This window comes from Undibacterium sp. Ren11W, from assembly GCF_049340485.1.
Lineage (GTDB): Bacteria > Pseudomonadota > Gammaproteobacteria > Burkholderiales > Burkholderiaceae_D > Undibacterium.
Genome location: NZ_JBMPPB010000008.1, coordinates 238,674 through 263,593 on the forward strand (window position 1 = coordinate 238,674; position 24,920 = coordinate 263,593).

Sequence of the window (24,920 nt, forward strand, 5' to 3'; positions counted from 1 at the left end):
CAGTGAGCGATCTGTATGGATTCTCAGTTCTACAAATACAGCATTCGTTGCCGCTCTTCATCAGAAGGCTCGATATCATGCGCCTCGTAAAACGCAAAAATGGCCTCCACAATATTGGCCGGCTCATCGATAAGCTGTACCAGATTTAGATCGCCCGGCTCTATCATGCCGCTGCCCGCCATCTGCACTTGTATCCAATCGAGCAGCCCGCGCCAAAAACTGCTACCGACCAGTATCACCGGTATATGCCGTGATTTTCCGGTCTGTATCAAGGTGAGTACCTCACTGAGCTCATCCATAGTGCCAAAGCCACCAGGGAAGATCACGTAAGCATCGGCATATTTGACAAACGCCACCTTACGCGCAAAAAAATGTCTAAAGGTCAGAGAAATATTCTGCCAGGGATTGGTTTTTTGCTCATGCGGTAACTCTATATTCAAACCGACCGAGGCCGATGTCCCTTCAAACGCACCACGATTTGCCGCCTCCATAATGCCAGGCCCGCCGCCAGAAATCACGGCGAAACCGGCATCCGATAAACGTCGTGCCACGTCCACACATTGCAGATAATATGGATGATCGGGCGCAAGACGAGCCGAGCCAAATATCGTTACCGCCGGGTGAACTCCCGACAGCCTTTCGGTAGACTCGATAAACTCTGCCATAATTGTGAACATATGCCATGATTCGCGAGCCTTGAGCGCGGTAGCGCGCTCACCTTCTGCAATCTGACGCAATTTCAATATTCTTTTTCGGTTCTCTTCCATATGCAAAAAACCCTGTTATTAGTTGATGGTTCAAGTTATTTGTACCGCGCTTTTCATGCTATGCCCGATTTGCGCAACGCGCAAGGTGAGCCCACCGGCGCGATCTACGGCATGATCAATATGCTGCGCCGCTTACGCCACGACTATCCGGCCGCTTACATGGCTTGCGTCTTCGATGCCAAGGGCAAAACCTTCCGCGACGACTTATATCCAGAATACAAGGCACAAAGAGCGCCAATGCCGGACGATTTGCGTCGTCAGATCGAACCTATCCACGCCGCCGTGCTAGCCATGGGCTGGCCCATTTTGATGGTAGAAGGAGTCGAAGCCGACGATGTCATCGGCACCCTGGCCGTCAACGCCAGCGCGCAAGGCTTGCGCACCATCGTCTCGACCGGTGACAAAGACATGGCGCAACTGGTGAACGCCGATGTTACCTTAATCAACACCATGAGCAATGAAAAGCTCGATGAAGCCGGGGTACTGGCTAAATTTGGCGTGCCACCGAACCGCATCATCGATTATCTGACCCTGATAGGCGACACCGTCGACAACGTCCCCGGTGTGATGAAATGCGGCCCCAAAACCGCACTCAAATGGCTAACGCAATACGATAGTCTTGAGGGCGTGATGGAAAACGCGGACAAGATCAGCGGCGTAGTCGGCGAGAACCTGCGTCAGGCCTTGGATTGGCTGCCGCAGGGCCGCGTCTTAATCACCATCAAAACCGATTGCGATTTATCGCAGCACCACATCTCTATCAATGATTCATTGACCGCCAAAGAAGAAAGCAAGGAAGCCATGCTAGCCTTCTTTCAACGCTATGGTTTCAAGAGCTGGTTACGCGAACTCTCGGGCGACGCCACTGCTGGTGCCACACCCCTCACAGGACCAGCGCAAGGCGGCTTGTTCGGCAACGAAGGCGCTGAGCCAACTGCCGCGGTTAGCATGGCGACGCCAGCAAAACCAGCCGTCACGCACTACGATTGCATATTGACCGAAGCAAAACTGGATGCCTGGATCGCCAAAATTTCTGCCGCCAGCCTGACCGCCGTTGACACCGAAACCACCTCATTAGAACCGATGACCGCGCAACTGGTCGGTATCTCGCTATGCTGCGAAGCCGGGATTGCCGCCTACATTCCAGTGGCGCATAGTTATGCCGACGCAGAGCCGCAACTATCGCGTGAATTCGTGCTGGCTAAACTCAAGCCATGGTTAGAGGACGCCAGCCAACTTAAGGTAGGGCAAAACCTGAAATACGACAGCCACATCTTTGCCAATCACGGCGTACGTTTACAAGGGATAGCTCACGACACGCTGCTGCAATCGTATGTATTTGAATCGCATAAATCGCATGACATGGATAGCCTGGCACTGCGTCATCTGGGACACAAAACCATCAGCTTTGAAGAAGTCTGCGGCAAGGGTGCCTCGCAAATCTGTTTTGACCAGGTCGATTTAGAGCGCGCTACCGCCTACGCTGCTGAAGATGCCGACATCACCTTGCAACTGCATCAAGCGATGTGGCCGCAAATCGAACACGATGAAAAACTGCTGCGTATCTACCGCGAGATAGAACTGCCGACCGCCGTCACGTTACAAAAAATAGAACGCAATGGCGTACTGATCAACAAAGATCTGCTGGCCACGCAATCGCATGAAATCGGCACCCGCTTACTGCAACTGGAGCAGAGCGCTTATGAATTGGCTGAGCAACCTTTCAACCTGAATTCTCCGAAACAATTGGGCGAGATATTTTTCGTCAAACTCGGTTTGCCGATCGTTAAAAAAACCCCGTCCGGTGCACCATCGACAGATGAAGAAGTGCTGCAAAAACTGGCAGAAGATTACCCGCTGCCGAAAGTATTATTGGAATACCGCGGATTGGCAAAGCTAAAGTCCACCTACACCGACAAGCTGCCCAAGATGGTGAATCAAAGCACCGGACGCGTGCACACCAATTATGCGCAAGCGGTAGCCGTCACTGGTCGCCTCGCCTCGAACGACCCGAATCTGCAAAACATTCCGGTGCGCACCGCCGAAGGCCGTCGTATCCGCGAAGCTTTTGTCGCACCAGCCGGCAGCAAAATCGTCTCGGCCGATTACTCGCAAATCGAACTGCGCATCATGGCGCATATCTCGGGCGACAGCAGCTTACTGAACGCCTTTGCCGCTGGCGAAGACGTACACCGCGCCACCGCCTCCGAGATTTTTGGAGTGGAATTGCCAGAAGTGAGCAGCGAACAAAGACGCTACGCCAAGGTGATTAACTTCGGCCTGATCTACGGCATGAGCGCCTTCGGCCTGGCCGGCAACCTGGGGATAGAACGCAGCGCCGCGCAAAGCTATATCGACAAATACTTCCAGCGCTACCCAGGCGTGGCGCAATACATGGCCGACACCCGCAGCCAAGCCAAGGCGCAAGGCTATGTAGAAACCGTATTCGGCCGCCGCCTGTGGCTGGCAGAAATCAATAGCCCGAACGGCCCGCGCCGCCAGGGAGCCGAGCGCGCCGCCATCAACGCACCTATGCAAGGCACTGCCGCCGACCTCATCAAACTGGCGATGGTGGCAGTACAAAACTGGTTAGAACGCGATGGTTTGCAAAGCAAAATGATCATGCAAGTACACGATGAATTGGTGCTGGAAGTACCGGAAGCCGAGCTGGAATTAGTCAAGCGCAAGTTACCGGAAATGATGGCCCAAGTAGCCGAGCTAAAAGTGCCTTTATTGGCAGAAGTGGGCGTAGGGAATAATTGGGAAGAAGCGCACTAGAACTGAAAAGCTTTGCGCAATCAGGATGCGCCTCGTGGCTGCTTTTAGGGCTGGGAGGCGCATGGAATATGCGCCTAGCATCTGAAGTTTAGAACTCACAGCACCTCACTAGCAAAGCATGGCGCTTTGCTAGTGACTTGTATATTACAAAGCGCCGTAAGAGTGCAGGCCAGACAGGAACATGTTGACGCCGAGGAAGGCAAAGGTCGTGACCAGCAAACCAACTACAGCCCACCAGGCTGCGACTTGGCCGCGCAGGCCCTTCATCAAGCGCATGTGTAGCCATGCTGCGTAATTGAGCCAGACGATCAGGGCCCAGGTTTCTTTCGGATCCCAGGACCAGTAGCCGCCCCAGGCTTCGGCCGCCCACAATGCGCCCAAAATCGTGGCAATCGTGAAGAAAGCAAAACCTACCGTGATGGCCTTATACATGACGTCATCCAACACCTCCAAGCTGGGCAAGCGATCCGCCAGATAGCCTTTGGCCTTGAGTAAATACGCCACGCCCACCATGGCAGCCAGAGAGAAGGTGCCGTAACCGATGAAGTTAGCCGGCACATGAATCTTCATCCACCAGCTTTGTAAAGCCGGCACCAGAGGTTGGATTTCGGCGGCATCGCGAGTCACTGTGTACCAGAGTAAAAACCCTACCGCAGCGGAAATGACGATCAACACAAAGGGGCCTAATTGTCTGGTCGCATATTCTTGTTCGTAGTACAGGTAAAACATGGCAGTAATCATGGAAAACAAAATGAATACTTCATACAAGTTCGATACCGGGATATGCCCGACATCGGCACCAATCAGATACGACTCATACCACCGCACCAATAGACCAGTAAATCCCATAATCACGGCCGCCCAGCATAAGATAGACCCGACCGACGAACCGAAATTAGAACGCGCAATCAAGCCACCCCAATAAAATAACGTGGACAGGAAAAATAGAGTTGCCATCCACAAAATAGCGGACTGGCTAGAGAGTAAATACTTGAGTAAGAATTTTTTATTCGCTAAATCTAGCGAGCCTTCATACAAATGGATGGAAAACAGCGCCAACACGCTCAGTGTCAAAATCAGGCCGCGCACCGGCTTCCAGTGCCATCCTAGCCAGGCGAAAGTGGGAGCCGCCAGCACGAGTATGCCTTTTTCATAAACATCCATATAGCTGCCGAAACGCTGCAAGGCATACAATGAGCCCATACAGAGCGCCACCGCGTATAGCCAGTCGAGCACCGATAAGCGCTTAAAAAATCCCTGATAGGGGCTGTAGTTTTGTGTCATTTCCATCATCTATCCAGTACTAAATGCGCTACACGGGCTGTTAGTTTAGCCGATTAAGGCCGACTCGTTTTTACTCTTAGGAATCGACCTGCCGATTGCCTTGATTAAGTTGCAGCAATTGCGACTTCAATTGCTCAAACTCTTTTTCAAAATCCAAAGTCTTACGCTGCGAACTCAAGGCCATTAACGCATGCGAACCAAGATGGTCCTCCTTGATCCATATCCATAAACGTCGTTCACGGATATAAAACATCGAGAACACACCTATCACCAAAAATAGGCAGCCGAGGTAAACAATATTTTGGCCAGGCGAACGCGTCACCTGCAGGACCGAAGCCTTTACCTCATCAAAGCCTGTCAATTGCAGATACACCGGGGCGCCGTAGAAGAAAGAATCCGATAAAGCGCTGGTAGCAATTTGCAAGAAACGCGCATGTTTATCATCCAATTCCAATACTGGCAACCCCTGTTTTTTTCGCGCTAACTGCCATAAATCCCACATGCCACCATTGAGTATTTTCATAAATACATCAGCGGCCTTAGCTTGTTCTGCGGCGGGGATTTGCTCTAAAAATTGCGAAATCGCCAGATAGCCGGCGGGCGAGCCTGAGCCATTACCTGCAAAAATAAGCATGCCTTTTTCAGCCGATGCAGCCAACTGCAGCTGCAATTGTTCACCATTTTTGCCGTTTTCTGGCAATGCCCGTTTCGCATAACTTTGTGCGGCAAGCTGACGCAGAGCCGGATCGGCCAATGCCGAGCGTATCCGCATCCATTCTTTGACACTATCATCATCATCGGCAGGGATACGTAAATAGCGGAAAGCCTCGTTCGGGTTTTCGCGGGTTCCGGCTAAAAACACCCAAGCCCCATCCACCAATACCGGCTGCATGTAATTATGAAACTCTCTGGCTTGCCCGGTCTTGTCACGCAATTTGTATTGCACACTAGGACCGACGTTTTTCAGATCCTTATTATTCGCGTTTTTAGCTGCGGAACCTAGATGTTTATCAAGGTCGGCCGAGATTTTCTCGTTAAAACTTTTCTGGCTATCGACAGCCCGTAAATCTTGTCCGTTACGCGCCATGTTTTCTACGTTAAACGGGCGGAAACCCGACCACTCTATGCTGTAGTCACTGCCAGTTTCGCCTTTCAGTGGCGTGTTGCCGCCCACATCCCCTTTGACCTCAAAATTGGCGGTTTTGCTACCCTGCATGGGGTAGGCCATCAAACTCAAATGACTACCACCATCCTCGAAGCTTGATTGAAACAAGGCGATGCCTTTATAAATCAGAGGTTGATTTACCTTGATCGTGGCGGGAAATGTTTTGCCGGTTTCATGGTCTTTAATAATCACTTCGCTGGCAAACAACTTAGGCATGCCGGTCGAATAATAATCAATGATGAATTTATTCAGTTTAATAGTGAAAGGTAAGTCTTGTATCAGCACGCCAGTTTGCTGCGAAATGATCGCGGTGCTACTGCTAGCCCCCTCAGGTATCATGGCATTACCACGGAAGGTAGGCGTGCCTAAGGCCAATCGATGTTGCGCCGGAATGTTGGCGATGATGCCATTACCTTCGAACGGCACCTTCCCCATAAACCATTGCTGGAAGCGGATAGACAAATCTGAATCGAGCAAACCACCAACGCAAATAATCACGATCGCGCTATGCGCAAAAATATAACCCCATTTATTTGCCGCACCTTGCTTTGCTGTGATTAAGCTAGCGCGCTCTTTCTCGATGACTTTAAATTTATATCCGACTCTGGAAATATGCGTCGTCACCTCGTTCAGCAAGTCGCCAGGCTGCAGTGTGCTAGTCCAGGTGGCTTTGTGATGAAAGTTACGCAAGGACTGTTCGCGCACGTTTTCACGCCAGCTACGCATATCCTTCAGCATTTTTGGGGTGTTGCGTATCAGGCATAAACTGGTGGAGAGCACCAGAAAAGCCATAATCAGCAAAAACCACCAGGCAGAATACAAAGAGTATAAGCTGAGTTTATGAAAGACTTCGAACCAGAAAGGGCCAAACTGGTTGACGTAATTTGGCATAGGCTCGTTTTGCTTAAGCACTGTACCTATCACCGAGGTGATTGCGATCAAGGTCAGTAGGCTAATCGCAAAGCGCATAGAAGAGAGTAACTCGACTAAATCCGCCAGCCAGCGTTTGTCGGTATTTAAGCTCAAACCCAAGGTTTTTGCTGGCGCATCGTTATCAGTGGCGCTATCTACTGACGCTTCTGATTGCGTTTTTGTGTGCGCTTCTGTTTGCATATTGGTATTCATGCTTATCCATAAAAACAAAAAGGGGATGGCTTTTGCCACCCCCTCCTATGATTACTATTTTTTTATATTTTTACAGCAAAATCCTTTTACTTCAGACCCGCCATATAGTCAGCCACAGCCTTCATTTCATCGTCAGACATGCGCTTGGCGATGGTGACCATTTGCGGACTGTTTTTACGTGTACCGGTACGGAAATTAGTCAGCTGGGCGATAGTATAATCTTGATGCTGACCAGCCAGACGTGGGTATTGGGCGGGAATACCGACACCGTTAGGGCTATGGCAACCAGCACAAGCAGGAACACTCTTCTCAGCAATACCACCGCGATAAATTTGTTTGCCCAATTCAACGATGTCTTTGTTTTTAGCAGCACCAGGCTTAGCTTTTTGTGAGGACAAATACGCCGCAACATTTTTAACGTCATCTTCGCTCATCGCTTTAGAGAACGTCGTCATGACTGCGTTATTGCGATCTGCGCCTTTAAAATCATGTAATTGCTTATTGATATAAGCTTCGTGTTGCGCAGCCAATTTTGGATTGACGCTAATAGTAGAATTACCAGCCTCACCGTGGCAAGATGCGCAAGCGACGATACCACGTGCGGCATCGCCATTGGCGTACAGTGTCGCGCCTTTGGCTGCATCTGCTTTGACAGGAGCAGCATGCTCATTCGCGTAGGCAAGGGAAGACACCGCTAAGATTGCGACGCTGACGGATTTTAAAAATGGTAAAAAAGCACGGTTCATTCAAACACCCTGAGACTAAATAATGGAAATCTGCCCTATTGGCGACGCGAATTATTAATTCACCGGACAGCGCATTCATGGCTGCCCAATACCTAACCCCTTATTGTACAATAGCTTTTAAGGAAATGTTGGCTAATTCGGGGTGCGTGAAACCAGAATGGGGCAGCATTTTTAAGCGATTCCGCTCATTTCTGTCGTATTTTTTCACGCATTTATCCATATTGGCACCCTCTTATGTCTATCCTCTGGCAAGCCCGCTTCTTTACGACGGTCAACCATCTACGCGACTTACCTACTCTGCAGGTACCTGAAGTCGCCTTTGCTGGCCGCTCAAACGCCGGAAAATCTACCGCCATTAATATTCTGTGTAATCAGAAAAAACTCTGCTTCGCCTCTAAAACACCGGGCCGCACGCAGCACATCAATTATTTTTCTATCGGTGGTGCGCACGTGGCACAACATCGCAAAGATGCAACACGTGTCGACGAGATCCGTGCTTTGTTAGTCGATTTGCCGGGTTATGGTTACGCCGAAGTTCCCGGCGCGGCAAAAAATCACTGGAATCAATTGCTGGGTAACTATGTGCAAAAGCGCGACCAGTTATCAGCCTTGATCTTGATCATGGATTCGCGACGTCCGTTTACCGATCTTGATCGCCAGATGCTGGAATGGTACGCACCAACCGGCAGACCGGTGCACTGTTTGCTCACCAAAGCCGATAAGCTCAATCGCAATGAAGCCACCAATGCCTTGCGTATGACCAACACGGTGCTGGCCAGTTATACCGATGAACATGGTGTGCCGTTTCCATTTACGGCGCAATTATTCTCATCGTTAAAACGGATAGGGATAGAAGAAGCAGATGCAAAAATCCAGCAACTGACGGGTTTAGATCAGCCCTACGTCAAAAACATCATTGACTCCGAAGGTGCTGAGGACGATGCGGGCTCCGCTGAATCGGATCCCGTATAGAAAACCCAAAAAAAACCCCGGCCATAACAAAAGCCGGGGAAAGTAACGCCAATATCGAATAGGGTCGATGGGCGCCCGCTCAGGGAGAATAAGCGGTAGGCTAATGCCTGCTAACTCTGAGCTTAGTTTTTAAAAAAAGTTTCATCTCTATTTAAACTAAGTTAAATTAAATTTTCTTTTTACATCGCCATGTCCGATTACAAGCAAACCACTGCAGCCCAATTCCCCGCCACCCGCATGCGCCGTATGCGTCACGACGCTTTTTCGCGCGCTTTGATGCGCGAAAACCATGTGACGGCATCCGATCTGATCTATCCGGTATTTGTAATTGACGGCGAAAATCTGTGCGAAAAAGTCGCCTCTATGCCAGGCGTAGAGCGCGTCTCTATTGATGTCTTGATGGGCGTTGCAGAAGATTGCGTGACCTTAGGCATACCGGTGTTGGCCTTATTTCCGTCGATTAATCCTAGCCTAAAAACACCAGACGGAATTGAAGCATTAAATCCACAAGGCTTAATACCGCGTGCAATACGCGAATTAAAAATGCGCTTCCCAGAACTCGGGATCTTGACCGATGTTGCTTTAGATCCATACACCAGCCACGGTCAAGATGGTGTGATCAATGCTGAGGGCTATGTACTCAACGATGAGACTACGGCTATTCTAGTCAAGCAAGCGCTGACCCAGGCGCAGGCCGGCGCCGACATTGTCGCTCCTAGCGATATGATGGATGGCCGTATCGGTGCGATCCGCCATGCATTGGAAACCCACGGCTTTATTCACACCCGCATCATGGCGTACTCTGCCAAGTATGCATCCGCTTTCTACGGCCCCTTCCGTGACGCGGTCGGTTCCGCCACGACGCTGGGCAAGAGCGACAAGGCCAGCTACCAAATGGATCCGGCGAATAGCGATGAGGCCTTGCGCGAAGTCGCACTCGATCTGGCAGAGGGCGCAGACATGGTGATGGTCAAACCCGGCATGCCTTATCTGGACATCGTGCGCCGCGTCAAAGATGAATTCAAGGTGCCGACCTTCGCTTATCAGGTCAGCGGTGAATATGCGATGATCAAGGCCGCCGCCCAAAACGGCTGGCTCGACCACAATAAGACCATGATGGAATCAATGCTGGCATTTAAGCGTGCTGGTGCCGATGGTATCCTCACTTACTTTGCACGCGACGTGGCGCGCCTGCTCAAACACATTAGTTAATACGTCTTGATGGAGCTAGCGTTCCGGTAAAGGCTCGCTCCATCAGTCATAGGCCTATGCAATCCTCCTGACGTTTCTTCCTGACCAATTACGCGAGCAAAGCCTCATGCAGGAAAAAATCATCCTTTTCGCGAGTCCGGTATTTTTTTTACTCATAGCCTGTGAGTTTATCCTCGCGCAGCGCCGCCAACGGCATCTCTACCGCATCAATGACGCCATCAATAGTTTGAGTCTGGGTGTCATGAGCCAAATTAGCGGTGTGTTTCTAAAGTTTTTATCCGTCGGGATTTACGCCTGGGTATACCAACATAGCGCCCTCTTCGCTCTATCGGAAGAGAGTATCTGGGTTTGGATTTCCGGCTTACTTTTGTATGATTTTCTGTATTACTGGCTGCACCGCATGGGACATCAAACCAATCTCTTGTGGGCAGCGCACGTGGTGCATCATCAAAGCGAAGCCTATAACCTGACCACGGCATTACGCCAGACCAGTAGCGGTGCTCTATTTGGCTGGATTTTTTATTTGCCGCTGGCACTTTTAGGCTACCCCGTCAAAGTCTTTATCGTGATTGCACTGATCGATTTACTTTATCAATTTTGGATACACACTCAGCAGATAGACAAAATGGGATGGTTCGACCGGGTCTTTGTCTCGCCCTCTAATCATCGGGTGCACCATGGCGTGAATGATCTGTATCTGGATAAAAATTATGGCGGCATACTGATACTCTGGGACCGGCTGTTTGGCACTTTCGTCGAAGAGCAAGACGCCCATCCTGTGGTGTTTGGCACCCGCAGTCCGCTACGCAGCTGGAATCCCTTATGGGCCAATCTCGAAGTGTATGCAGCGACTGCAAAAACAGCCTGGCATACGCAATATTGGCGAGACAAATGGCGCATCTGGCTCAAGCCTCCGGGCTGGCAACCGGACGACATATTGCGCACTGCTGCCGCGAAAAAATTTGACCTGGCGCGCGCCGAATATGATCCACCTTTAAGCAAGGCAAAGCTGTACTACTGCCTGATCCAATTTGCGCTCTGCTTGCAAATCGGCACCCATTTTTTGCTCAGCGCTGAGAGCCTGCCGCTACTGTCGGCTTTGGCATATGGATTCTGGCTAGCAGCAGTATTTTGTATACTCGGTGGCCTGATGGAGCAGAGTCCCGCCTATCTGCATCTAGAACATGCGCGCTTAAGTCTGAGCTTGCTCATTCCCCTTTTCAGTGACTCATGGTTTGGTAGTTTGCGTCTAGATTTGAATTTGAAATTGGCAATCGCACTGTACTGCTTACTCTCCTTACTCGCCGTATGGCGCATTTTTGAAAAATCAAAGTAAATGGATATTTTTTATATAGGCGAACAACAGGTAACACTGAACCAAGTTGCGCCGACCTCATCGGTGTTTCGCTGGCTGGATGCGACCCATGACGAGGTCGCTGCCGATCCGGAAGCATGGCGCGATGCGGTCGAAAAAATGACCGGCACGCGCTTATATGACCTGCACTTGAGAGATGCGGTCAATCTCACTCACCCTTCGTATTTTGACTCAACCCAAGATTACGTCATGGTGGTATTTCGTAAATTGGCACTACACGCCGATACCAGCACAATCACCGATAACGAGGGCATCAAGAGAAAAGTTCCTGCGGCATTGAACAAGTTACTCACCTTGCCAGTGTCATTTTTTCTGCTTGATAACGCACTCGTCACAGTCCGTTCGACTCACAGTCAAAGTATAGAAAACGCGCGTACGCGCATGCTCTCCTACAAACACAAAGCAGAAGGCAATTCCCACTCTGTTCGACTACCGACCTCGCCAGAAGATCTGATGCTGCGCCTGCTCAATTCCATGGTCGACCAATACCTCGATTTGCGCCAACCATTGACCCTGCAACTAGATCGCTGGCAACATGCCCTGCTCGATCCGCGCAAACCTTTTAAGAATTGGATCGCCTTACTCGACTCACGTATCGAGCTACGCAAACTAGATCACCTGTGTGAAGAGCAGCACGACGCACTACAAGAACTGCGCGACTATATTGTCGATACTCACGACGGCACAGAGAACGGCAATGGTCGCAGCAAAGACCTGCTACTGGTACGCGTCAATGATGTAATTGAGCACATAGGTCGAGTCCTCAATCACGCGCGCCGTCTGGAAGCATCGCTAGAATCAGCAGTACAAATTCATTTCGCGGCGATGGCGCATCGCACCAGCGAAATCATGCGCACCCTGACCGTCATTACGGCACTTTTTATGCCGCTTACTTTGATTACCGGGATCTTCGGAATGAATTTTGTCAAGATGCCCATGCTCGATATGGCCTCTGGTTTTTGGATCATTATGAGTATCATGCTGGGCCTGGTGGTGCTGCTGCTCGGCTACTTCCGCAGCAAACGTTATTTCGAAGAGCGCGCCATGCAACAGAGTTCAAGAACGCATGATACTAGGGGGTAGTATGGCCATTGTGGCGTTAAATGCGCAATAGCTTTGTGCGCGAGCGAGTGACTAAGACATATACTCCCCTCTTTTTACATTTTATAGATAAATTATGCAAGACTACAGTTTCCTTTGGCACGATTACGAAACCTTCGGCGCACAAGCCAGACGCGATCGTCCAGCCCAATTTGCCGCGATACGCACCGATGCCGATCTGAATGAAATCGGCGAGCCTATCATGCTGTATTGTCAGCCCGCCCCAGATTTCCTACCGGATCCGCAATCCTGTCTGATCACCGGCATTACGCCGCAAGAGTGCCTGGAACGCGGCGTACCAGAGTACCAATTTGCTGCCACCATAGAACAGGCGTTTTCACAACCAGGCACCATAGGCGTGGGCTACAACACCATACGCTTCGACGATGAAATCACCCGCTTCATGTTCTGGCGTAATCTAATCGACCCGTATGCACGCGAATGGCAAAATGACTGCGGGCGCTGGGATATTCTCGATGTGGTGCGCACGACCTACGCGCTCAGACCGGATGGAATTAACTGGCCGACCAATGCAGAAGGAAAACCCAGTTTTCGCTTAGAACATTTAAGTGCCGCCAATGGCCTGGCCCATGAGGCTGCGCACGATGCGCTGTCCGATGTGCGTGCCACCATTGCCTTGGCCAAGTTGATACGTCAGCACCAACCCAAATTATTCGATTTTTGCCTGTCACTACACAAGAAAGAAAGGGTCGCCGCCGAGATAGGTCTGCCACTCAAAAAGGCCTTCCTGCATGTCTCGGGAATGATACCCGCTGAGCGGGGTTGCATTACTGCAGTGTGGCCACTCGCAGTGCATCCTCAGAATAAAAATGAAGTGATCGTCTGGGATCTGAACGTCGACCCTAGCGAATTATTTACGCTCGACGCGGCCAGCATTAAACTGCGCATGTTTAGCAAGGCCGATGCACTGCCTGAAGGCGTAAGCCGCTTACCGATTAAGAGCATACATCTGAATAAATCGCCTATCGTCATCGGTAATTTAAAGACGTTGAGCACAGAACGCGCCACCCATTGGGGCCTAGATATGCAATTAGTACAGAATCATGCCAAGCTCGCCGAGGGTGCACCAGACATGGCGAGTATCTGGCAACAGATATTCTCGCGCAACAGCGAAGCGGGCATCGATGTGGATGAAGATCTCTATGGCGGTTTTGTCGGCAATAATGACCGCCGTACGCTCACTGACTTACGCGCCATGAAGCCAGAAGAATTGGCCAGCACACGGCCACAGTTTCAGGATGCACGCCTTGCAGAACTGTTATTTCGCTATCGTGCGCGCAATTTTCCCGCCACCTTGTCCAGCCAGGAAACACAACGATGGCAGCGCCATATCGCGGCGCGCTTGCTTGATGGCGCAGGCAAAGCTCTAACGGTAGAACAGTTTTTTGATCGCATCGACAATCTGCAAGAAAGTGCGACCGAAAGAGATGAGGAGATACTGGGGGCGCTGTACGACTATGCCGAACAAATTACGCCGTCCCGTTGACCCTATACGTATTAAAAGGTGATTTCAATGCTCCCCCAAAAAAACGCTCATAACTTTGAGCGTTTTTTTAAATTTAGAACTTCTCTAACGCCGTCAGCGAGGTTAAAAATTTCTCAGCATTTTGATAACCGATCACGCGCGCATCAAGTAATTCTTTAGCTTGTTTATCGAAAAATATTATCCCAGGCGGACCGAATAGATTGAAGCGCTTGAGCAATTCTTTATCCTGCGCATTATTCGCAGTGACATCCACCTGCAATAACAACATGCCGTCTAGCTTAGTCTTAACTTGGCCGTCACTGAAGGTAAGTTTTTCCATCTCCTTGCAAGACACACACCAGTCCGCATAAAAGTCTAGCATCACCAGCTTGCCCTTTGATTGCAGAAGAACCTCATTCAACTCGGTCAATGACCCTATCCGTTTAAAAGTAACTCCTTGAGTTGGAGCTCCAAACAAATGGGCGACGGGGGCATATACATCACGGCCGCCAGTGCTAAGCCCTACCAGTTGCGTAAGTCCAGCCAAAGCCAGCGTAAGCGCGAAAACCTTCGAGGGCACTCCGCCCTTATGAACAAATAATTGATATCCGGCATACCCCAGCAGCAACGCTGCCCAGCCAGCCATTTGTGCCCACACAGGTATCACAGGTGACACCATCCACAGCGCCATTGCCAACATCAGAACACCGAAGAAGCGCTTGATCGCTTCCATCCAGGCACCCGCGCGAGGCAACAGACTACCGGCCGAGATCCCCACTAAAAGTAAGGGCACACTCATCCCCATCGCCATCGCAAACAAAGCACTGCCGCCAACCAGCACATCTCGCGTTTGGCTAATGTAGACCAGGGCGCCCGCCAACGGTGCCGCAACGCAGGGGCCGACGATCAGCGCGGAGATCGCACCCATCAGAAACACTCCTATGAGTTTGCCATTACGCTGCCCTTCGGAGACCACGGTTAATTTGCTTTGCAGAGCGCCAGGAACCTGCAATTGATAGACCCCGAACATGGAAAGCGACAAACCCGCCATCATCACAGCGAAGACGCCAAGCACCCAGGGATTTTGCAAGCTAGCCGCCAAGCCTTCGCCGATCAAACCAGCAGCAACACCAAGCGCGGTGTATACCAGAGCCATCCCCAGCGCGTAACTCAGAGATAGCAAAAATCCCCGGCTACGCTTAATTGCAACGCCCTCACCAACTATAATAAAAGACAAGATAGGCACCATAGGTAAGACGCAGGGCGTAAAAGAAAGTCCTAAACCTAAAAGAAAAAATAAGGGCAATATGGCGATCAACTTGCCGCTCTTTAATGCCTTACTAATGCTGTAACTATCGCCCTGAGTCGCACTTGCCTGACTAGCCTGAGCAACAATTTCTGTCGTTAGTTGCGCCGCTTCCTTTTCATTCGCGCTACTAGTACCGACAGCACTTAGGTTCAGACTCGATTCCATAGGCGGATAACACAGGCCCTGATCGGCACACCCTTGGCGACTGACCTTTAAGACAAAGTCAGCACTCACTTGCACGGGAATATTCACCGCCACCCGGCCACGGTAGGTTTCTACCTCTTTTTGAAACGTCTCGTCAAATTTCACTTTCCCCGGCGGCAATTGCACTTCGCCTAAAGTAGCAGCTTCCGCAACGATTTTAATTCGATCCCGATACAGATAATACCCATCAGCAATAACGAATGTCACTTCGGCCAGACCCGGCTGCAGCATGCGCGCCTCAACTTTGAATGCCTGTTCAGGATCGAGGAAATCATCAGCATGACTAGACTGTGAGATTATCGCCAACAGCAGCGTGGCCAACAAAGGCAAGAAGGCACAAAAAAACCCGCGCCGCATATGACTGAAGGTACTCATAAAAAGCTTCATGCGCTTCCCAATTTACGGAACAACAAAAAAATCGTTAAAAAATAATCGCCTACGATAAAGTAAAGACGCTCTAACAGAGACCACTCTGATGCCAAAATGTTCCTGAAAATAAACTCGAAATCTCCAACTAAGAAGCAACTTGTTGGCTTATTCACTCTCGCTCAATGTCGGTCAGCGAGTGTCCATTTTCTTACGGATGTCGGACGTCAAAATAAAAAAACAAAAAAGCCGTTCAATTTACACTGAACGGCTTTTACATCAACTGACCAAAAGGCCGGCTAATTATTCTGCTACTGGCGCGTCGTCTGCATCACTGATTTCTGGACGATCCATCAGTTCTACATAAGCCATAGGAGCGTTGTCGCCTACGCGGAAACCCATTTTCAGGATACGCAGGTAACCGCCGTTACGATTTGCGTAACGTGGGCCCAATTCAGCGAACAATTTCAAGACCATTTCACGATCACGCAAACGCGCGAAAGCCAAACGCTTGTTTGCCAAGGTGTTTGTTTTACCCATAGTCAGAATCGGCTCGATAACGCGGCGCAATTCTTTTGCTTTAGGCAAAGTTGTTTTGATGGCTTCGTGACGCAGCAACGATACTGTCATGTTGCGCAGCATAGCCAAACGGTGGGAAGAGGTACGATTCAGCTTACGTAAGCCGTGACGATGACGCATGATATTTCCTTTCGTGTTTTAAAAAAATCCAGCTCTTCTATCGCTAACAATTTAGCGCGGACCGGTGTGTGCTTTACTACAATTACCGGGCAGGCTGGGCCTGCCCTTATTACTAATACAAATTACTTTTCCAAGCCTGCAGGTGGCCAGTTTTCCAACTTCATGCCCAAAGACAAACCACGGGAAGCCAATACTTCTTTGATTTCATTCAAAGACTTACGACCCAAGTTTGGCGTCTTCAACAGTTCGTTTTCGCTACGTTGGATCAAGTCACCAATGTAGTAAATGTTTTCTGCTTTCAGGCAATTTGCGGAGCGAACTGTCAATTCTAGATCGTCGACTGGACGCAACAGAACTGGATCAACAGCAGGTGCGCGTGATGGCGCTTCTGCAGCAGCTTCAGTACCTTCGAGGGCAGCAAAGACATTCAATTGATCAACCAAAACACGTGCGGACTGACGAATTGCTTCTTCAGGAGAAATCACGCCGTTAGTTTCAATATTGATGATCAATTTATCCAAATCAGTACGCTGTTCTACACGAGCTGATTCAACCGAGTAAGAAACACGGCGAATAGGTGAGAAAGACGCATCCAAAATGATACGACCTATAGTCTTGTTCGCATCTTCAGACAAACGACGAACGTTGCCTGGCACATAACCACGGCCCTTTTCGACCTTGATCTGCATGTCAAGCTTGCCGCCGACAGTCAAATTAGCAATCACGTGATCTGGATTGATCAACTCAACATCATGCGGCAAATCGATATCGGAAGCCAAAACTGGGCCTTCGCCATCTTTTTTCAATGTCAAGGTAACTTCGTCGCGATTATGTACTTTGAAGACGATACCTTTCAAGTTCAACAAGATGTCGACAACGTCTTCTTGAACGCCATCAAGTGTCGAATATTCATGTACCACACCAGCGATAGTAACTTCTGTCGGTGCGTAACCCACCATAGAGGACAGCAATACACGGCGCAGCGAGTTGCCCAAAGTGTGGCCAAAACCACGTTCGAACGGCTCCATCACAACTTTAGCGTGACCGGCACCTAGCATTTCAACATCAATAATACGTGGTTTAAACAGATTGTTCTGCATGAAATATCCTTTTCAATACCCTCGGCTCATTACACCGATAAGGCTGATGGCTGCAAAGAAAAAAGCCTGCCTGTCGAAAAACAGGCAGGCGGTAAAACTTGAATATTAACGTGAATACAATTCAACGATCAGGGATTCATTGACATCGTGGCAAATATCGCTACGATCTGGCATGGACTTGAAAGTACCTTCCATTTTCTTGGAGTCAACAGCGACCCAAGATGGCATACCAATTTGTTCAGCCAAAGACAAGGCTTCAACGATACGCACTTGCTTTTTCGATTTTTCACGAACAGCAACTACATCACCAGATTTAACTTGGTAAGAAGCAATGTTAACAACGATGTTATTAACAGTGAACGCTTTGTGGCTGACCAACTGACGCGCTTCTGCACGTGTGGAACCGAAGCCCATACGATATGCAACGTTATCCAAACGGGATTCCAGCAATTTCAACAGAGTTTCGCCAGTGTTGCCTTTTTGACGATCAGCTTCTGCGAAATAACGACGGAACTGACGTTCCAAGATACCGTACATACGCTTAACTTTTTGCTTTTCGCGCAATTGATTACCGTAGTCAGACGTACGGGCGCCAGATTTAGCACCATGTTGACCTGGTTTTACATCTAATTTGCATTTTGAATCTAAAGAACGACGTGCGCTTTTCAGAAACAGATCCGTGCCTTCGCGACGGGATAATTTTGCTTTTGGTCCAATATAACGTGCCACGATATTTTCCTTTTATTAATGACGCAAGCAGGAACATCATCCTGCTGCGCTAGTCTGTCCTACAATCGAACAGACGGTGGTCTTACAAAAACTACTAAAAACTGCGAAAAAAACAGAAAACCCACCAATTGAATTGGCGGGCTGTATTCTAACGCTAAATCTACCAGAACACCAGCAGCTTTCGCTACTACTTAGATACGACGACGCTTTGGAGGGCGGCAGCCGTTATGTGGAACTGGAGTAACGTCTTGAATCAAGGATATTTTAATACCCAAGTTATTCAAAGCGCGAACTGAAGATTCACGTCCTGGACCTGGGCCCTTGATGCGAACTTCCAGATTTTTGATACCGCATTCAACTGCAACTTTTCCTGCAGCTTCCGCCGCAACCTGAGCTGCAAACGGTGTCGACTTACGCGAACCTTTAAAACCAGCGCCACCAGCAGTTGCCCAAGACAAAGCATTGCCTTGACGATCAGTGATCGTGATGATTGTATTGTTAAAAGAAGCGTGAACGTGTGCGATACCTTCAGCGACATTCTTTTTAACTTTTTTACGAGCGCGGGCTGCGTTTGCGTTATTTTGTGCTTTTGCCATAATTGTTTCCTTAAATCCAGCAGGACTGGATTATTTCTTCAATGATTGCGCTGCTTTACGCGGACCCTTACGCGTACGAGCATTCGTACGTGTACGTTGACCACGGCAAGGCAAACCCTTACGATGACGGAGGCCGCGGTAGCAACCTAAGTCCATCAAACGCTTGATGTTCATCGAGATTTCACGACGTAGATCACCTTCGACGATGAATTTTGCAATTCCGTCGCGAAGTCTTTCTAATTCGCTATCATCCAGATCTTTAACTTTTTTATTCGTTAAAACACCGGTTGCTTGGCAGATTTTCTCTGCGCGTGGACGACCAATACCATAGATAGCTGTTAAGCCGATTACGGTATGCTGATGATTTGGGATATTAACCCCTGCTATACGTGCCATTCGTTATCCTCGATAAATAACGTTAATTAACCTTGGCGCTGCTTATGGCGTGGTTCTGTGCATATAACACGAACAACACCCTTGCGCTTGATGATCTTGCAATTGCGGCAGATCCGCTTAACTGATGCGAGAACTTTCATTTTTGCCCTCTTTCCTTCTAGTTCATTTAAATTTACTTGGTTCGGAACACTATGCGTGCCCGGCTCAAATCATAAGGCGTCAATTCTACTGTCACCTTATCACCAGGAAGGATACGAATATAATTCATTCGCATCTTCCCAGAAATATGGCCTAGCACAACATGCCCATTTTCCAACTTAACTCGAAATGTTGCATTCGGAAGATTCTCTAGAATCTCGCCCTGCATCTGTATAACGTCGTCTTTTGCCATTCGATCTGCTGTTCCTCTGGGCGATTACCGTGAAGGAATTCCGCCCTTGAAATTTGCTTTACGAAGAAGCGATTCGTATTGCTGTGACATTACATAATTTTGCACTTGAGCCATGAAGTCCATCGTCACTACAACGATAATCAAAAGTGAAGTACCACCAAAATAGAATGGAACTTTCCAGTATGACATCATGAATTCAGGTACCAAGCACACCACCGTAATATACAACGCACCTACCAGTGTCAAGCGCATCAAAATCTTATCGATATAACGCGCGGTCTGATCACCTGGACGAATACCCGGCACGAATGCTCCGCTCTTCTTCAGGTTATCGGCTGTTTCTTTGCTATTAAACACAAGAGCAGTGTAAAAGAAGCAGAAAAAAATAATTGCACCAGCATACAAGAGGGCATGAATCGGCTCACCTGGCCCCATAGACGCAGCAAGATCCTTAAGAAAACTGATTACTCGACTATCCGAATTCTCAACCCCCTTAGTGAACATGCTGATAATCGTCGCCGGAAACAAAAGTATCGAAGAGGCGAAAATAGGAGGAATTACACCTGCCATATTCAACTTCAATGGCAAATGACTACTTTGCCCACCGTAAACCTTATTTCCAACTTGACGCTTGGCATAATTCACCAATATCTTACGCTGTCCCCGTTCGACAAAAACAACTCCGTAGGTCACAGCAGCGACAATCAAACAAACTATCAACGCTGTAAATGGCGCCATCGAACCAGTGCGAACCAACTCGAACAAACTTGCTAATCCATTTGGCAAACCAGCAGCAATACCAGCAAAGATAATGATAGATATACCATTTCCCAGACCACGCTCGGTAATTTGTTCACCCAACCACATTAAAAACATGGTTCCAGTCAACAAAGTAACGACCGTCGTAAAACGAAACGCCATACCCGCATCAATCACCAATCCAGGCTGAGACTCCAACCCAAACGCAATGAAATAAGCCTGCAGTGTTGCCAACAACAAAGTGCCATAACGCGTATATTGAGTAATTTTTCTACGGCCAGATTCGCCTTCTTTTTTAAGCGCCTCTAACTGAGGAGAAACGATCGACATCAATTGCATAATAATTGACGCCGAAATATACGGCATGATACCCAGAGCAAAAACGGTAAATCGCTGTAATGCCCCGCCAGAGAACATGTTAAACATACCCAAAATACCACCCTGGTTCTGTTTAAACAAATCCTCAAGTGCCGCTGGGTCAATACCAGGAACTGGTATATGCGCACCGATGCGGTAAACAACTAATGCAGCTAACAAAAACCAAAGTCTTCCCCAAGGAAATCCATTTGCCGCACTCTTAGCTTGTTGTGGAGAAGTTGCCAATTATTGCTCCTGTTTCGACTAAATCAAGCAACTGCTTTAGCAGGTAATTTCTTAACCACTGGTGCAATAACCACTTCAGTCACTGTACCGCCAGCAGCTTCGATTGCAGCTTTAGCGCCCTTAGAGGCGATCAAACCGTTCAAAGTTACCTTTTTCGTGATAGAGCCTGACAATATAACGCGCACTACACGCGCCAATTGCGACACTACACCCGCTTGTTTTAATGCAAGAATATCGATTTCAGTAACTGGAAGATTTTCCAAATCCGTCAAACGAACTTCAGCCTTGTAAGGCGTAGCCAAAGATTTAAAACCACGCTTAGGCAAGCGACGTTGCAAAGGCATTTGACCGCCTTCAAAACCAACTTTGTGAAAACCGCCTGTACGTGACTTCTGACCTTTATGACCACGGCCTGATGTCTTACCTAAACCAGAACCGATACCGCGACCAACACGACGTTTGTAGTGTTTTGCGCCATCAGCAGGTTGAATTGTATTCAATTCCATAATTTGCTCCGATCGCAAGCCTTGCGGCTTACGATACAACCTTCACAAGATACGAGACTTTATTGATCATGCCGCGTACGGATGGAGTGTCTTCCAATTCGGAAACCGAATTAATGCGACGCAAACCCAAACCGCGAACGGTGGCGCGATGAGACTCACGAGTCCCAATCAAACCCTTGACCAAAGTTACTTTTACTGTCTTTGTCATTTCGCTCACCTTAGCCCAGAATTTCTTCTAGCGATTTGCCACGTTTAGCAGCAATCTCTGATGGCGTACTCATCTTGGACAAACCGTCCAGAGTCGCACGAACCATGTTATAAGGATTAGTAGAGCCGTTGGATTTAGCAACGACATTAACTACACCTAAAACTTCAAAAATTGCGCGCATTGGACCGCCCGCAATAACGCCAGTACCCTCTTTGGCAGGCATGATCATCACTTTCGATGCGCCATGCTGGCCAGTAACAGCGTGCTGCAAAGTGCCGTTTTTTAGAGTTACTTTAATCATCTTGCGACGCGCTTCCTCCATCGCTTTTTGTACGGCTACAGGAACTTCTTTCGACTTCCCCTTACCCATACCGATACGGCCATCACCGTCACCAACGACAGTCAATGCTGCGAAGCCCATGATACGACCACCCTTAACCACTTTGGTTACACGGTTGATCGCGATCATTTTTTCGCGCATACCATCATCCGGCTTGTCGGCTGCCATTTTCGATTGCATTTTTGCCATGATGAATTTTCCTTAGAACTTCAGGCCAGCTTCACGCGCAGCTTCCGCTAACGCCTTGACGCGACCATGGTAACGGAAACCGGAGCGATCAAACGCGACTTCGGTAATCCCTGCTTTCAACGCCTTCTCTGCAACACGCTTGCCGACCAGTGTGGCGGCAGTAGCGTTACCGCCATTACCTGACGCCGCTGCTAATTCAGCACGAACTTCTGCCTCTAGCGTAGATGCTGAAGCCAAAACTTTGGCATCAGAATCAATAATGCTTGCATAGATGTGCTGATTCGTACGATGCACTGCCAGGCGAGTCACCTTGAGTTCTGCGATCTTGGCACGGGTTTGAGTCGCGCGGCGCAGACGTGATTGTTTCTTATCCATCGTCAACCCCTATTACTTCTTCTTGGTTTCTTTAATCACAACCACTTCGTCCGAATAACGAACGCCTTTGCCTTTATAAGGCTCCGGTTTGCGGTATGCACGGACTTCAGCAGCCACTTGACCAACAACCTGCTTGTTAATTCCTTTGATCAGAATTTCAGTAGGTGTTGCCGTTACAACCGTAATGCCTTCTGGCATTTGGTGAACGCATGGGTGCGAGAAGCCTAGCGACAAATTCAATTTATCGCCTTGTGCTTGTGCTTTATATCCAACGCCGACCAAGTTCAATTTCTTTTCGTAGCCTTTTGTGACACCGATCACCATGTTATTAACCAAAGCACGCAGGGTGCCGGTCATAGCATTGGCTTCACGACTATCATCAGCCGGAGAAAAGTTAAGAGTACCATTATCGTTAGCGACTGCAACCAAGCCATTCAGACTTTGTGTCAGCACACCCATTGGGCCTTTTACTGTAATCTGCGCTGCCGAGATTGCAATTTCTGCACCTGCTGGCACCGCGATTGGCATTTTACCTACTCGTGACATCTTGCACTCCTTAGGCGACGTAGCAAATTACTTCGCCACCGACACCGGTTGCGCGCGCTTTGCGGTCAGTCATAACGCCTTTTGGTGTGGACACAATGGCCACGCCCAAACCGTTCATAACACTTGGAATCTCGTCTTTACCTTTGTAAATCCGAAGACCTGGACGTGAAACACGTTCCAAACGCTCTATAACAGGACGTCCTGCATAATACTTCAAACCGATTTTCAATTCAGACTTCCCAGCAGCGTCAACCACTGCGAAATCCTCAATGTAGCCTTCGTCCTTCAGTACAACTGCTATTGCAATTTTCACCTTAGAGGACGGCATTGCAACGGCAGTTTTGTGAACTACTTGCGCGTTACGGATGCGTGTCAGCATATCGGCGATAGGATCGCTCATACTCATTGATATTCTCCTATTACCAGCTGGCTTTAGTCATACCCGGAATCTCACCACGCATGGCGAATTCACGGAGTTTAATACGGCCCAAACCAAACTTACGGAATGTGCCACGTGGACGACCTGTCAATGCGCAACGATTGCGCTGACGTGTCGGATTAGAGTTACGTGGCAATGCCTGCAACTTTAGACGAGCTAAGTAACGCTCCTCTTCAGTCTTTGATTGGTCATCAATGATGGCCTTCAATTCGGCGCGTTTGCCAGCGAATTTCTTCACTAGATCTGCACGCTTTTGCTCACGATTAATCAGTGCCAATTTTGCCATGGCGACCTCAGTTTCTGAACGGAAATTTAAATGCGGCGAGAAGTGCTTTCGCTTCTTCGTCGGTCTTTGCTGTCGTAGTAATACTAATATTCATACCACGCAACACGTCGATCTTGTCGTACTCGATTTCAGGAAAAATAATTTGTTCCTTGATACCGATATTGTAATTACCACGACCGTCAAACGCACGACCAGACACACCACGGAAATCACGTACACGCGGCAATGCCACAGTAACGAAACGATCCAGGAATTCATACATCTGAGCGCCACGCAAAGTCACCATACAACCAATCGGATAACCTTCACGAATCTTAAAGCCAGCAATCGCTTTACGCGCTTTGGTGACCACTGGTTTTTGACCAGCAATTTTCGTCAAGTCACCAACTGCGTGCTCAATGATTTTTTTGTCGGCAATCGCTTCAGACAAACCCATATTCAGGGTAATCTTCAGAAGACGAGGCACTTCCATTGAACACTTGTAAGAGAATTTCTCTGTCAAGTCGCCAACGACTTTTTCTTTATAAAATGCTTGTAGACGGGCCATGACCTTATGCCTTCACAACTTCGCCAGTCGACTTATAGACGCGGACTTTACTACCATCCACAACTTTAAAGCCAACACGGTCTGCTTTACCAGATGCAGCATTAAACAATGCAACATTTGACACATGTATCGGCATTACTTTATCAACAATGCCACCAACTGCACCAGTCATTGGGTTAGGCTTAGTCGCTTTTTTAGCAACATTAACGCCTGCAACAACAACGTAATTCGCATCAACGCATTGCTGCACCTGACCGCGCTTACCTTTGTCTTTACCCGTCAAGACGATGACTTCGTCGTTTTTACGAATCTTATTCATCT

General features: G+C 48.8%; 28 protein-coding genes. 6 read left to right on the forward strand and 22 right to left on the reverse strand.

Annotated elements, in window-relative coordinates; all coding sequences use genetic code 11:
* Positions 1-29: 29 nt before the first annotated feature.
* On the reverse strand, positions 30-767 hold the full coding sequence (locus tag ACO0K8_RS17615) for a TIGR00730 family Rossman fold protein (protein ID WP_422947969.1): 738 nt from the start codon (positions 765-767) through the stop codon (positions 30-32).
* Here ACO0K8_RS17615 and polA point away from each other — a divergent pair, their 5' ends adjacent.
* Positions 768-3,545 (forward strand): DNA polymerase I, encoded by a 2,778-nt coding sequence (gene polA / locus ACO0K8_RS17620; RefSeq protein ID WP_422947970.1) that lies wholly within the window; start codon positions 768-770, stop codon positions 3,543-3,545.
* 144 nt (positions 3,546-3,689) lie between these two features.
* Here polA and ccsB read toward each other — a convergent pair whose 3' ends face one another.
* From ccsB to ACO0K8_RS17635, 3 genes are all read right to left on the reverse strand, one after another.
* Positions 3,690-4,838, reverse strand: a complete 1,149-nt coding sequence (gene ccsB, locus ACO0K8_RS17625; RefSeq protein ID WP_422947971.1) for a c-type cytochrome biogenesis protein CcsB — start codon at positions 4,836-4,838, stop codon at positions 3,690-3,692.
* Between the two features lie 67 nt (positions 4,839-4,905).
* Entirely contained in the window at positions 4,906-7,119 is a 2,214-nt protein-coding gene (locus tag ACO0K8_RS17630; protein WP_422947972.1) for a cytochrome c biogenesis protein ResB, read from the reverse strand.
* A gap of 86 nt (positions 7,120-7,205) precedes the next feature.
* Positions 7,206-7,865 carry a c-type cytochrome gene (locus ACO0K8_RS17635; RefSeq protein WP_422947973.1) on the reverse strand — a complete coding sequence of 220 codons (660 nt, stop codon included), beginning with the start codon at positions 7,863-7,865 and terminating at the stop codon, positions 7,206-7,208.
* Between the two features lie 234 nt (positions 7,866-8,099).
* Here ACO0K8_RS17635 and yihA point away from each other — a divergent pair, with 234 nt between their 5' ends.
* From yihA to sbcB, 5 genes are all read left to right on the forward strand, one after another.
* On the forward strand, positions 8,100-8,837 hold the full coding sequence (gene yihA / locus ACO0K8_RS17640) for a ribosome biogenesis GTP-binding protein YihA/YsxC (protein ID WP_422947974.1): 738 nt from the start codon (positions 8,100-8,102) through the stop codon (positions 8,835-8,837).
* A 189-nt stretch (positions 8,838-9,026) separates the two neighbouring features.
* Positions 9,027-10,049, forward strand: coding sequence for a porphobilinogen synthase (hemB, locus tag ACO0K8_RS17645; RefSeq protein WP_422947975.1), 1,023 nt, complete (start codon positions 9,027-9,029; stop codon positions 10,047-10,049).
* Positions 10,050-10,155: 106 nt separating this feature from the next.
* Complete coding sequence (locus ACO0K8_RS17650) at positions 10,156-11,385, forward strand: sterol desaturase family protein (protein ID WP_422947976.1); 1,230 nt, start codon at positions 10,156-10,158, stop codon at positions 11,383-11,385.
* Positions 11,386-12,507 (forward strand): magnesium transporter CorA family protein, encoded by a 1,122-nt coding sequence (locus ACO0K8_RS17655; RefSeq protein ID WP_422947977.1) that lies wholly within the window; start codon positions 11,386-11,388, stop codon positions 12,505-12,507.
* A gap of 94 nt (positions 12,508-12,601) precedes the next feature.
* Positions 12,602-14,032 (forward strand): exodeoxyribonuclease I, encoded by a 1,431-nt coding sequence (sbcB, locus tag ACO0K8_RS17660; protein WP_422947978.1) that lies wholly within the window; start codon positions 12,602-12,604, stop codon positions 14,030-14,032.
* A gap of 73 nt (positions 14,033-14,105) precedes the next feature.
* Here sbcB and dsbD read toward each other — a convergent pair whose 3' ends face one another.
* The 18 genes from dsbD to rplX all read right to left on the reverse strand — a co-directional run bounded on the left by dsbD (position 14,106) and on the right by rplX (position 24,918).
* Entirely contained in the window at positions 14,106-15,899 is a 1,794-nt protein-coding gene (gene dsbD / locus ACO0K8_RS17665; RefSeq protein ID WP_422947979.1) for a protein-disulfide reductase DsbD, read from the reverse strand.
* A gap of 294 nt (positions 15,900-16,193) precedes the next feature.
* Positions 16,194-16,589, reverse strand: a complete 396-nt coding sequence (gene rplQ / locus ACO0K8_RS17670; RefSeq protein WP_422947980.1) for a 50S ribosomal protein L17 — start codon at positions 16,587-16,589, stop codon at positions 16,194-16,196.
* A 122-nt stretch (positions 16,590-16,711) separates the two neighbouring features.
* Positions 16,712-17,689 (reverse strand): DNA-directed RNA polymerase subunit alpha, encoded by a 978-nt coding sequence (locus tag ACO0K8_RS17675; protein ID WP_126126948.1) that lies wholly within the window; start codon positions 17,687-17,689, stop codon positions 16,712-16,714.
* Between the two features lie 105 nt (positions 17,690-17,794).
* On the reverse strand, positions 17,795-18,418 hold the full coding sequence (gene rpsD / locus ACO0K8_RS17680) for a 30S ribosomal protein S4 (RefSeq protein ID WP_126126949.1): 624 nt from the start codon (positions 18,416-18,418) through the stop codon (positions 17,795-17,797).
* Between the two features lie 191 nt (positions 18,419-18,609).
* Positions 18,610-19,014 carry a 30S ribosomal protein S11 gene (rpsK, locus tag ACO0K8_RS17685; RefSeq protein ID WP_126126950.1) on the reverse strand — a complete coding sequence of 135 codons (405 nt, stop codon included), beginning with the start codon at positions 19,012-19,014 and terminating at the stop codon, positions 18,610-18,612.
* A 30-nt stretch (positions 19,015-19,044) separates the two neighbouring features.
* The gene (gene rpsM / locus ACO0K8_RS17690) at positions 19,045-19,410 is read right to left on the reverse strand and encodes a 30S ribosomal protein S13 (RefSeq protein ID WP_126126951.1); all 366 of its coding nucleotides are present in this window, start codon (positions 19,408-19,410) and stop codon (positions 19,045-19,047) included.
* A gap of 26 nt (positions 19,411-19,436) precedes the next feature.
* Entirely contained in the window at positions 19,437-19,550 is a 114-nt protein-coding gene (gene rpmJ / locus ACO0K8_RS17695; protein WP_014004415.1) for a 50S ribosomal protein L36, read from the reverse strand.
* Positions 19,551-19,582: 32 nt separating this feature from the next.
* Positions 19,583-19,801 carry a translation initiation factor IF-1 gene (gene infA, locus ACO0K8_RS17700; protein WP_005663428.1) on the reverse strand — a complete coding sequence of 73 codons (219 nt, stop codon included), beginning with the start codon at positions 19,799-19,801 and terminating at the stop codon, positions 19,583-19,585.
* 24 nt (positions 19,802-19,825) lie between these two features.
* Positions 19,826-21,163, reverse strand: coding sequence for a preprotein translocase subunit SecY (gene secY, locus ACO0K8_RS17705; RefSeq protein WP_422947981.1), 1,338 nt, complete (start codon positions 21,161-21,163; stop codon positions 19,826-19,828).
* A 23-nt stretch (positions 21,164-21,186) separates the two neighbouring features.
* Positions 21,187-21,669, reverse strand: a complete 483-nt coding sequence (rplO, locus tag ACO0K8_RS17710) for a 50S ribosomal protein L15 (RefSeq protein WP_126126953.1) — start codon at positions 21,667-21,669, stop codon at positions 21,187-21,189.
* 28 nt (positions 21,670-21,697) lie between these two features.
* Positions 21,698-21,877 (reverse strand): 50S ribosomal protein L30, encoded by a 180-nt coding sequence (gene rpmD / locus ACO0K8_RS17715; RefSeq protein ID WP_126126954.1) that lies wholly within the window; start codon positions 21,875-21,877, stop codon positions 21,698-21,700.
* A gap of 10 nt (positions 21,878-21,887) precedes the next feature.
* The gene (rpsE, locus tag ACO0K8_RS17720) at positions 21,888-22,406 is read right to left on the reverse strand and encodes a 30S ribosomal protein S5 (RefSeq protein ID WP_126126955.1); all 519 of its coding nucleotides are present in this window, start codon (positions 22,404-22,406) and stop codon (positions 21,888-21,890) included.
* Positions 22,407-22,418: 12 nt separating this feature from the next.
* The gene (gene rplR, locus ACO0K8_RS17725) at positions 22,419-22,781 is read right to left on the reverse strand and encodes a 50S ribosomal protein L18 (RefSeq protein WP_126126956.1); all 363 of its coding nucleotides are present in this window, start codon (positions 22,779-22,781) and stop codon (positions 22,419-22,421) included.
* Between the two features lie 12 nt (positions 22,782-22,793).
* Positions 22,794-23,327 carry a 50S ribosomal protein L6 gene (rplF, locus tag ACO0K8_RS17730; protein ID WP_126126957.1) on the reverse strand — a complete coding sequence of 178 codons (534 nt, stop codon included), beginning with the start codon at positions 23,325-23,327 and terminating at the stop codon, positions 22,794-22,796.
* A 10-nt stretch (positions 23,328-23,337) separates the two neighbouring features.
* Positions 23,338-23,733 carry a 30S ribosomal protein S8 gene (gene rpsH / locus ACO0K8_RS17735; RefSeq protein ID WP_126126958.1) on the reverse strand — a complete coding sequence of 132 codons (396 nt, stop codon included), beginning with the start codon at positions 23,731-23,733 and terminating at the stop codon, positions 23,338-23,340.
* A gap of 13 nt (positions 23,734-23,746) precedes the next feature.
* Positions 23,747-24,052: a 30S ribosomal protein S14 gene (gene rpsN, locus ACO0K8_RS17740; protein ID WP_126126959.1), complete on the reverse strand. Its 306-nt coding sequence runs from the start codon at positions 24,050-24,052 to the stop codon at positions 23,747-23,749.
* A 7-nt stretch (positions 24,053-24,059) separates the two neighbouring features.
* Positions 24,060-24,599, reverse strand: a complete 540-nt coding sequence (gene rplE, locus ACO0K8_RS17745; protein WP_422947982.1) for a 50S ribosomal protein L5 — start codon at positions 24,597-24,599, stop codon at positions 24,060-24,062.
* Positions 24,600-24,603: 4 nt separating this feature from the next.
* Positions 24,604-24,918, reverse strand: coding sequence for a 50S ribosomal protein L24 (gene rplX, locus ACO0K8_RS17750; protein WP_126126961.1), 315 nt, complete (start codon positions 24,916-24,918; stop codon positions 24,604-24,606).
* Positions 24,919-24,920: the final 2 nt, after the last annotated feature.

Excerpts from the sequence above, each read along its gene's own strand:
- ACO0K8_RS17615 (WP_422947969.1), bottom strand. The coding sequence starts at position 767 with ATGGAAGAGAACCGAAAAAGAATATTGAAATTGCGTCAGATTGCAGAA.
- polA (WP_422947970.1), top strand. The coding sequence starts at position 768 with ATGCAAAAAACCCTGTTATTAGTTGATGGTTCAAGTTATTTGTACCGC.
- ccsB (WP_422947971.1), bottom strand. The coding sequence starts at position 4,838 with ATGATGGAAATGACACAAAACTACAGCCCCTATCAGGGATTTTTTAAG.
- ACO0K8_RS17630 (WP_422947972.1), bottom strand. The coding sequence starts at position 7,119 with ATGAATACCAATATGCAAACAGAAGCGCACACAAAAACGCAATCAGAA.
- ACO0K8_RS17635 (WP_422947973.1), bottom strand. The coding sequence starts at position 7,865 with ATGAACCGTGCTTTTTTACCATTTTTAAAATCCGTCAGCGTCGCAATC.
- yihA (WP_422947974.1), top strand. The coding sequence starts at position 8,100 with ATGTCTATCCTCTGGCAAGCCCGCTTCTTTACGACGGTCAACCATCTA.
- hemB (WP_422947975.1), top strand. The coding sequence starts at position 9,027 with ATGTCCGATTACAAGCAAACCACTGCAGCCCAATTCCCCGCCACCCGC.
- ACO0K8_RS17650 (WP_422947976.1), top strand. The coding sequence starts at position 10,156 with ATGCAGGAAAAAATCATCCTTTTCGCGAGTCCGGTATTTTTTTTACTC.
- ACO0K8_RS17655 (WP_422947977.1), top strand. The coding sequence starts at position 11,386 with ATGGATATTTTTTATATAGGCGAACAACAGGTAACACTGAACCAAGTT.
- sbcB (WP_422947978.1), top strand. The coding sequence starts at position 12,602 with ATGCAAGACTACAGTTTCCTTTGGCACGATTACGAAACCTTCGGCGCA.
- dsbD (WP_422947979.1), bottom strand. The coding sequence starts at position 15,899 with ATGAGTACCTTCAGTCATATGCGGCGCGGGTTTTTTTGTGCCTTCTTG.
- rplQ (WP_422947980.1), bottom strand. The coding sequence starts at position 16,589 with ATGCGTCATCGTCACGGCTTACGTAAGCTGAATCGTACCTCTTCCCAC.
- ACO0K8_RS17675 (WP_126126948.1), bottom strand. The coding sequence starts at position 17,689 with ATGCAGAACAATCTGTTTAAACCACGTATTATTGATGTTGAAATGCTA.
- rpsK (WP_126126950.1), bottom strand. The coding sequence starts at position 19,014 with ATGGCAAAAGCACAAAATAACGCAAACGCAGCCCGCGCTCGTAAAAAA.
- rpsM (WP_126126951.1), bottom strand. The coding sequence starts at position 19,410 with ATGGCACGTATAGCAGGGGTTAATATCCCAAATCATCAGCATACCGTA.
- rpmJ (WP_014004415.1), bottom strand. The coding sequence starts at position 19,550 with ATGAAAGTTCTCGCATCAGTTAAGCGGATCTGCCGCAATTGCAAGATC.
- infA (WP_005663428.1), bottom strand. The coding sequence starts at position 19,801 with ATGGCAAAAGACGACGTTATACAGATGCAGGGCGAGATTCTAGAGAAT.
- rplO (WP_126126953.1), bottom strand. The coding sequence starts at position 21,669 with ATGGAATTGAATACAATTCAACCTGCTGATGGCGCAAAACACTACAAA.
- rpmD (WP_126126954.1), bottom strand. The coding sequence starts at position 21,877 with ATGACAAAGACAGTAAAAGTAACTTTGGTCAAGGGTTTGATTGGGACT.
- rpsE (WP_126126955.1), bottom strand. The coding sequence starts at position 22,406 with ATGGCAAAAATGCAATCGAAAATGGCAGCCGACAAGCCGGATGATGGT.
- rplR (WP_126126956.1), bottom strand. The coding sequence starts at position 22,781 with ATGGATAAGAAACAATCACGTCTGCGCCGCGCGACTCAAACCCGTGCC.
- rplF (WP_126126957.1), bottom strand. The coding sequence starts at position 23,327 with ATGTCACGAGTAGGTAAAATGCCAATCGCGGTGCCAGCAGGTGCAGAA.
- rpsH (WP_126126958.1), bottom strand. The coding sequence starts at position 23,733 with ATGAGTATGAGCGATCCTATCGCCGATATGCTGACACGCATCCGTAAC.
- rpsN (WP_126126959.1), bottom strand. The coding sequence starts at position 24,052 with ATGGCAAAATTGGCACTGATTAATCGTGAGCAAAAGCGTGCAGATCTA.
- rplE (WP_422947982.1), bottom strand. The coding sequence starts at position 24,599 with ATGGCCCGTCTACAAGCATTTTATAAAGAAAAAGTCGTTGGCGACTTG.
- rplX (WP_126126961.1), bottom strand. The coding sequence starts at position 24,918 with ATGAATAAGATTCGTAAAAACGACGAAGTCATCGTCTTGACGGGTAAA.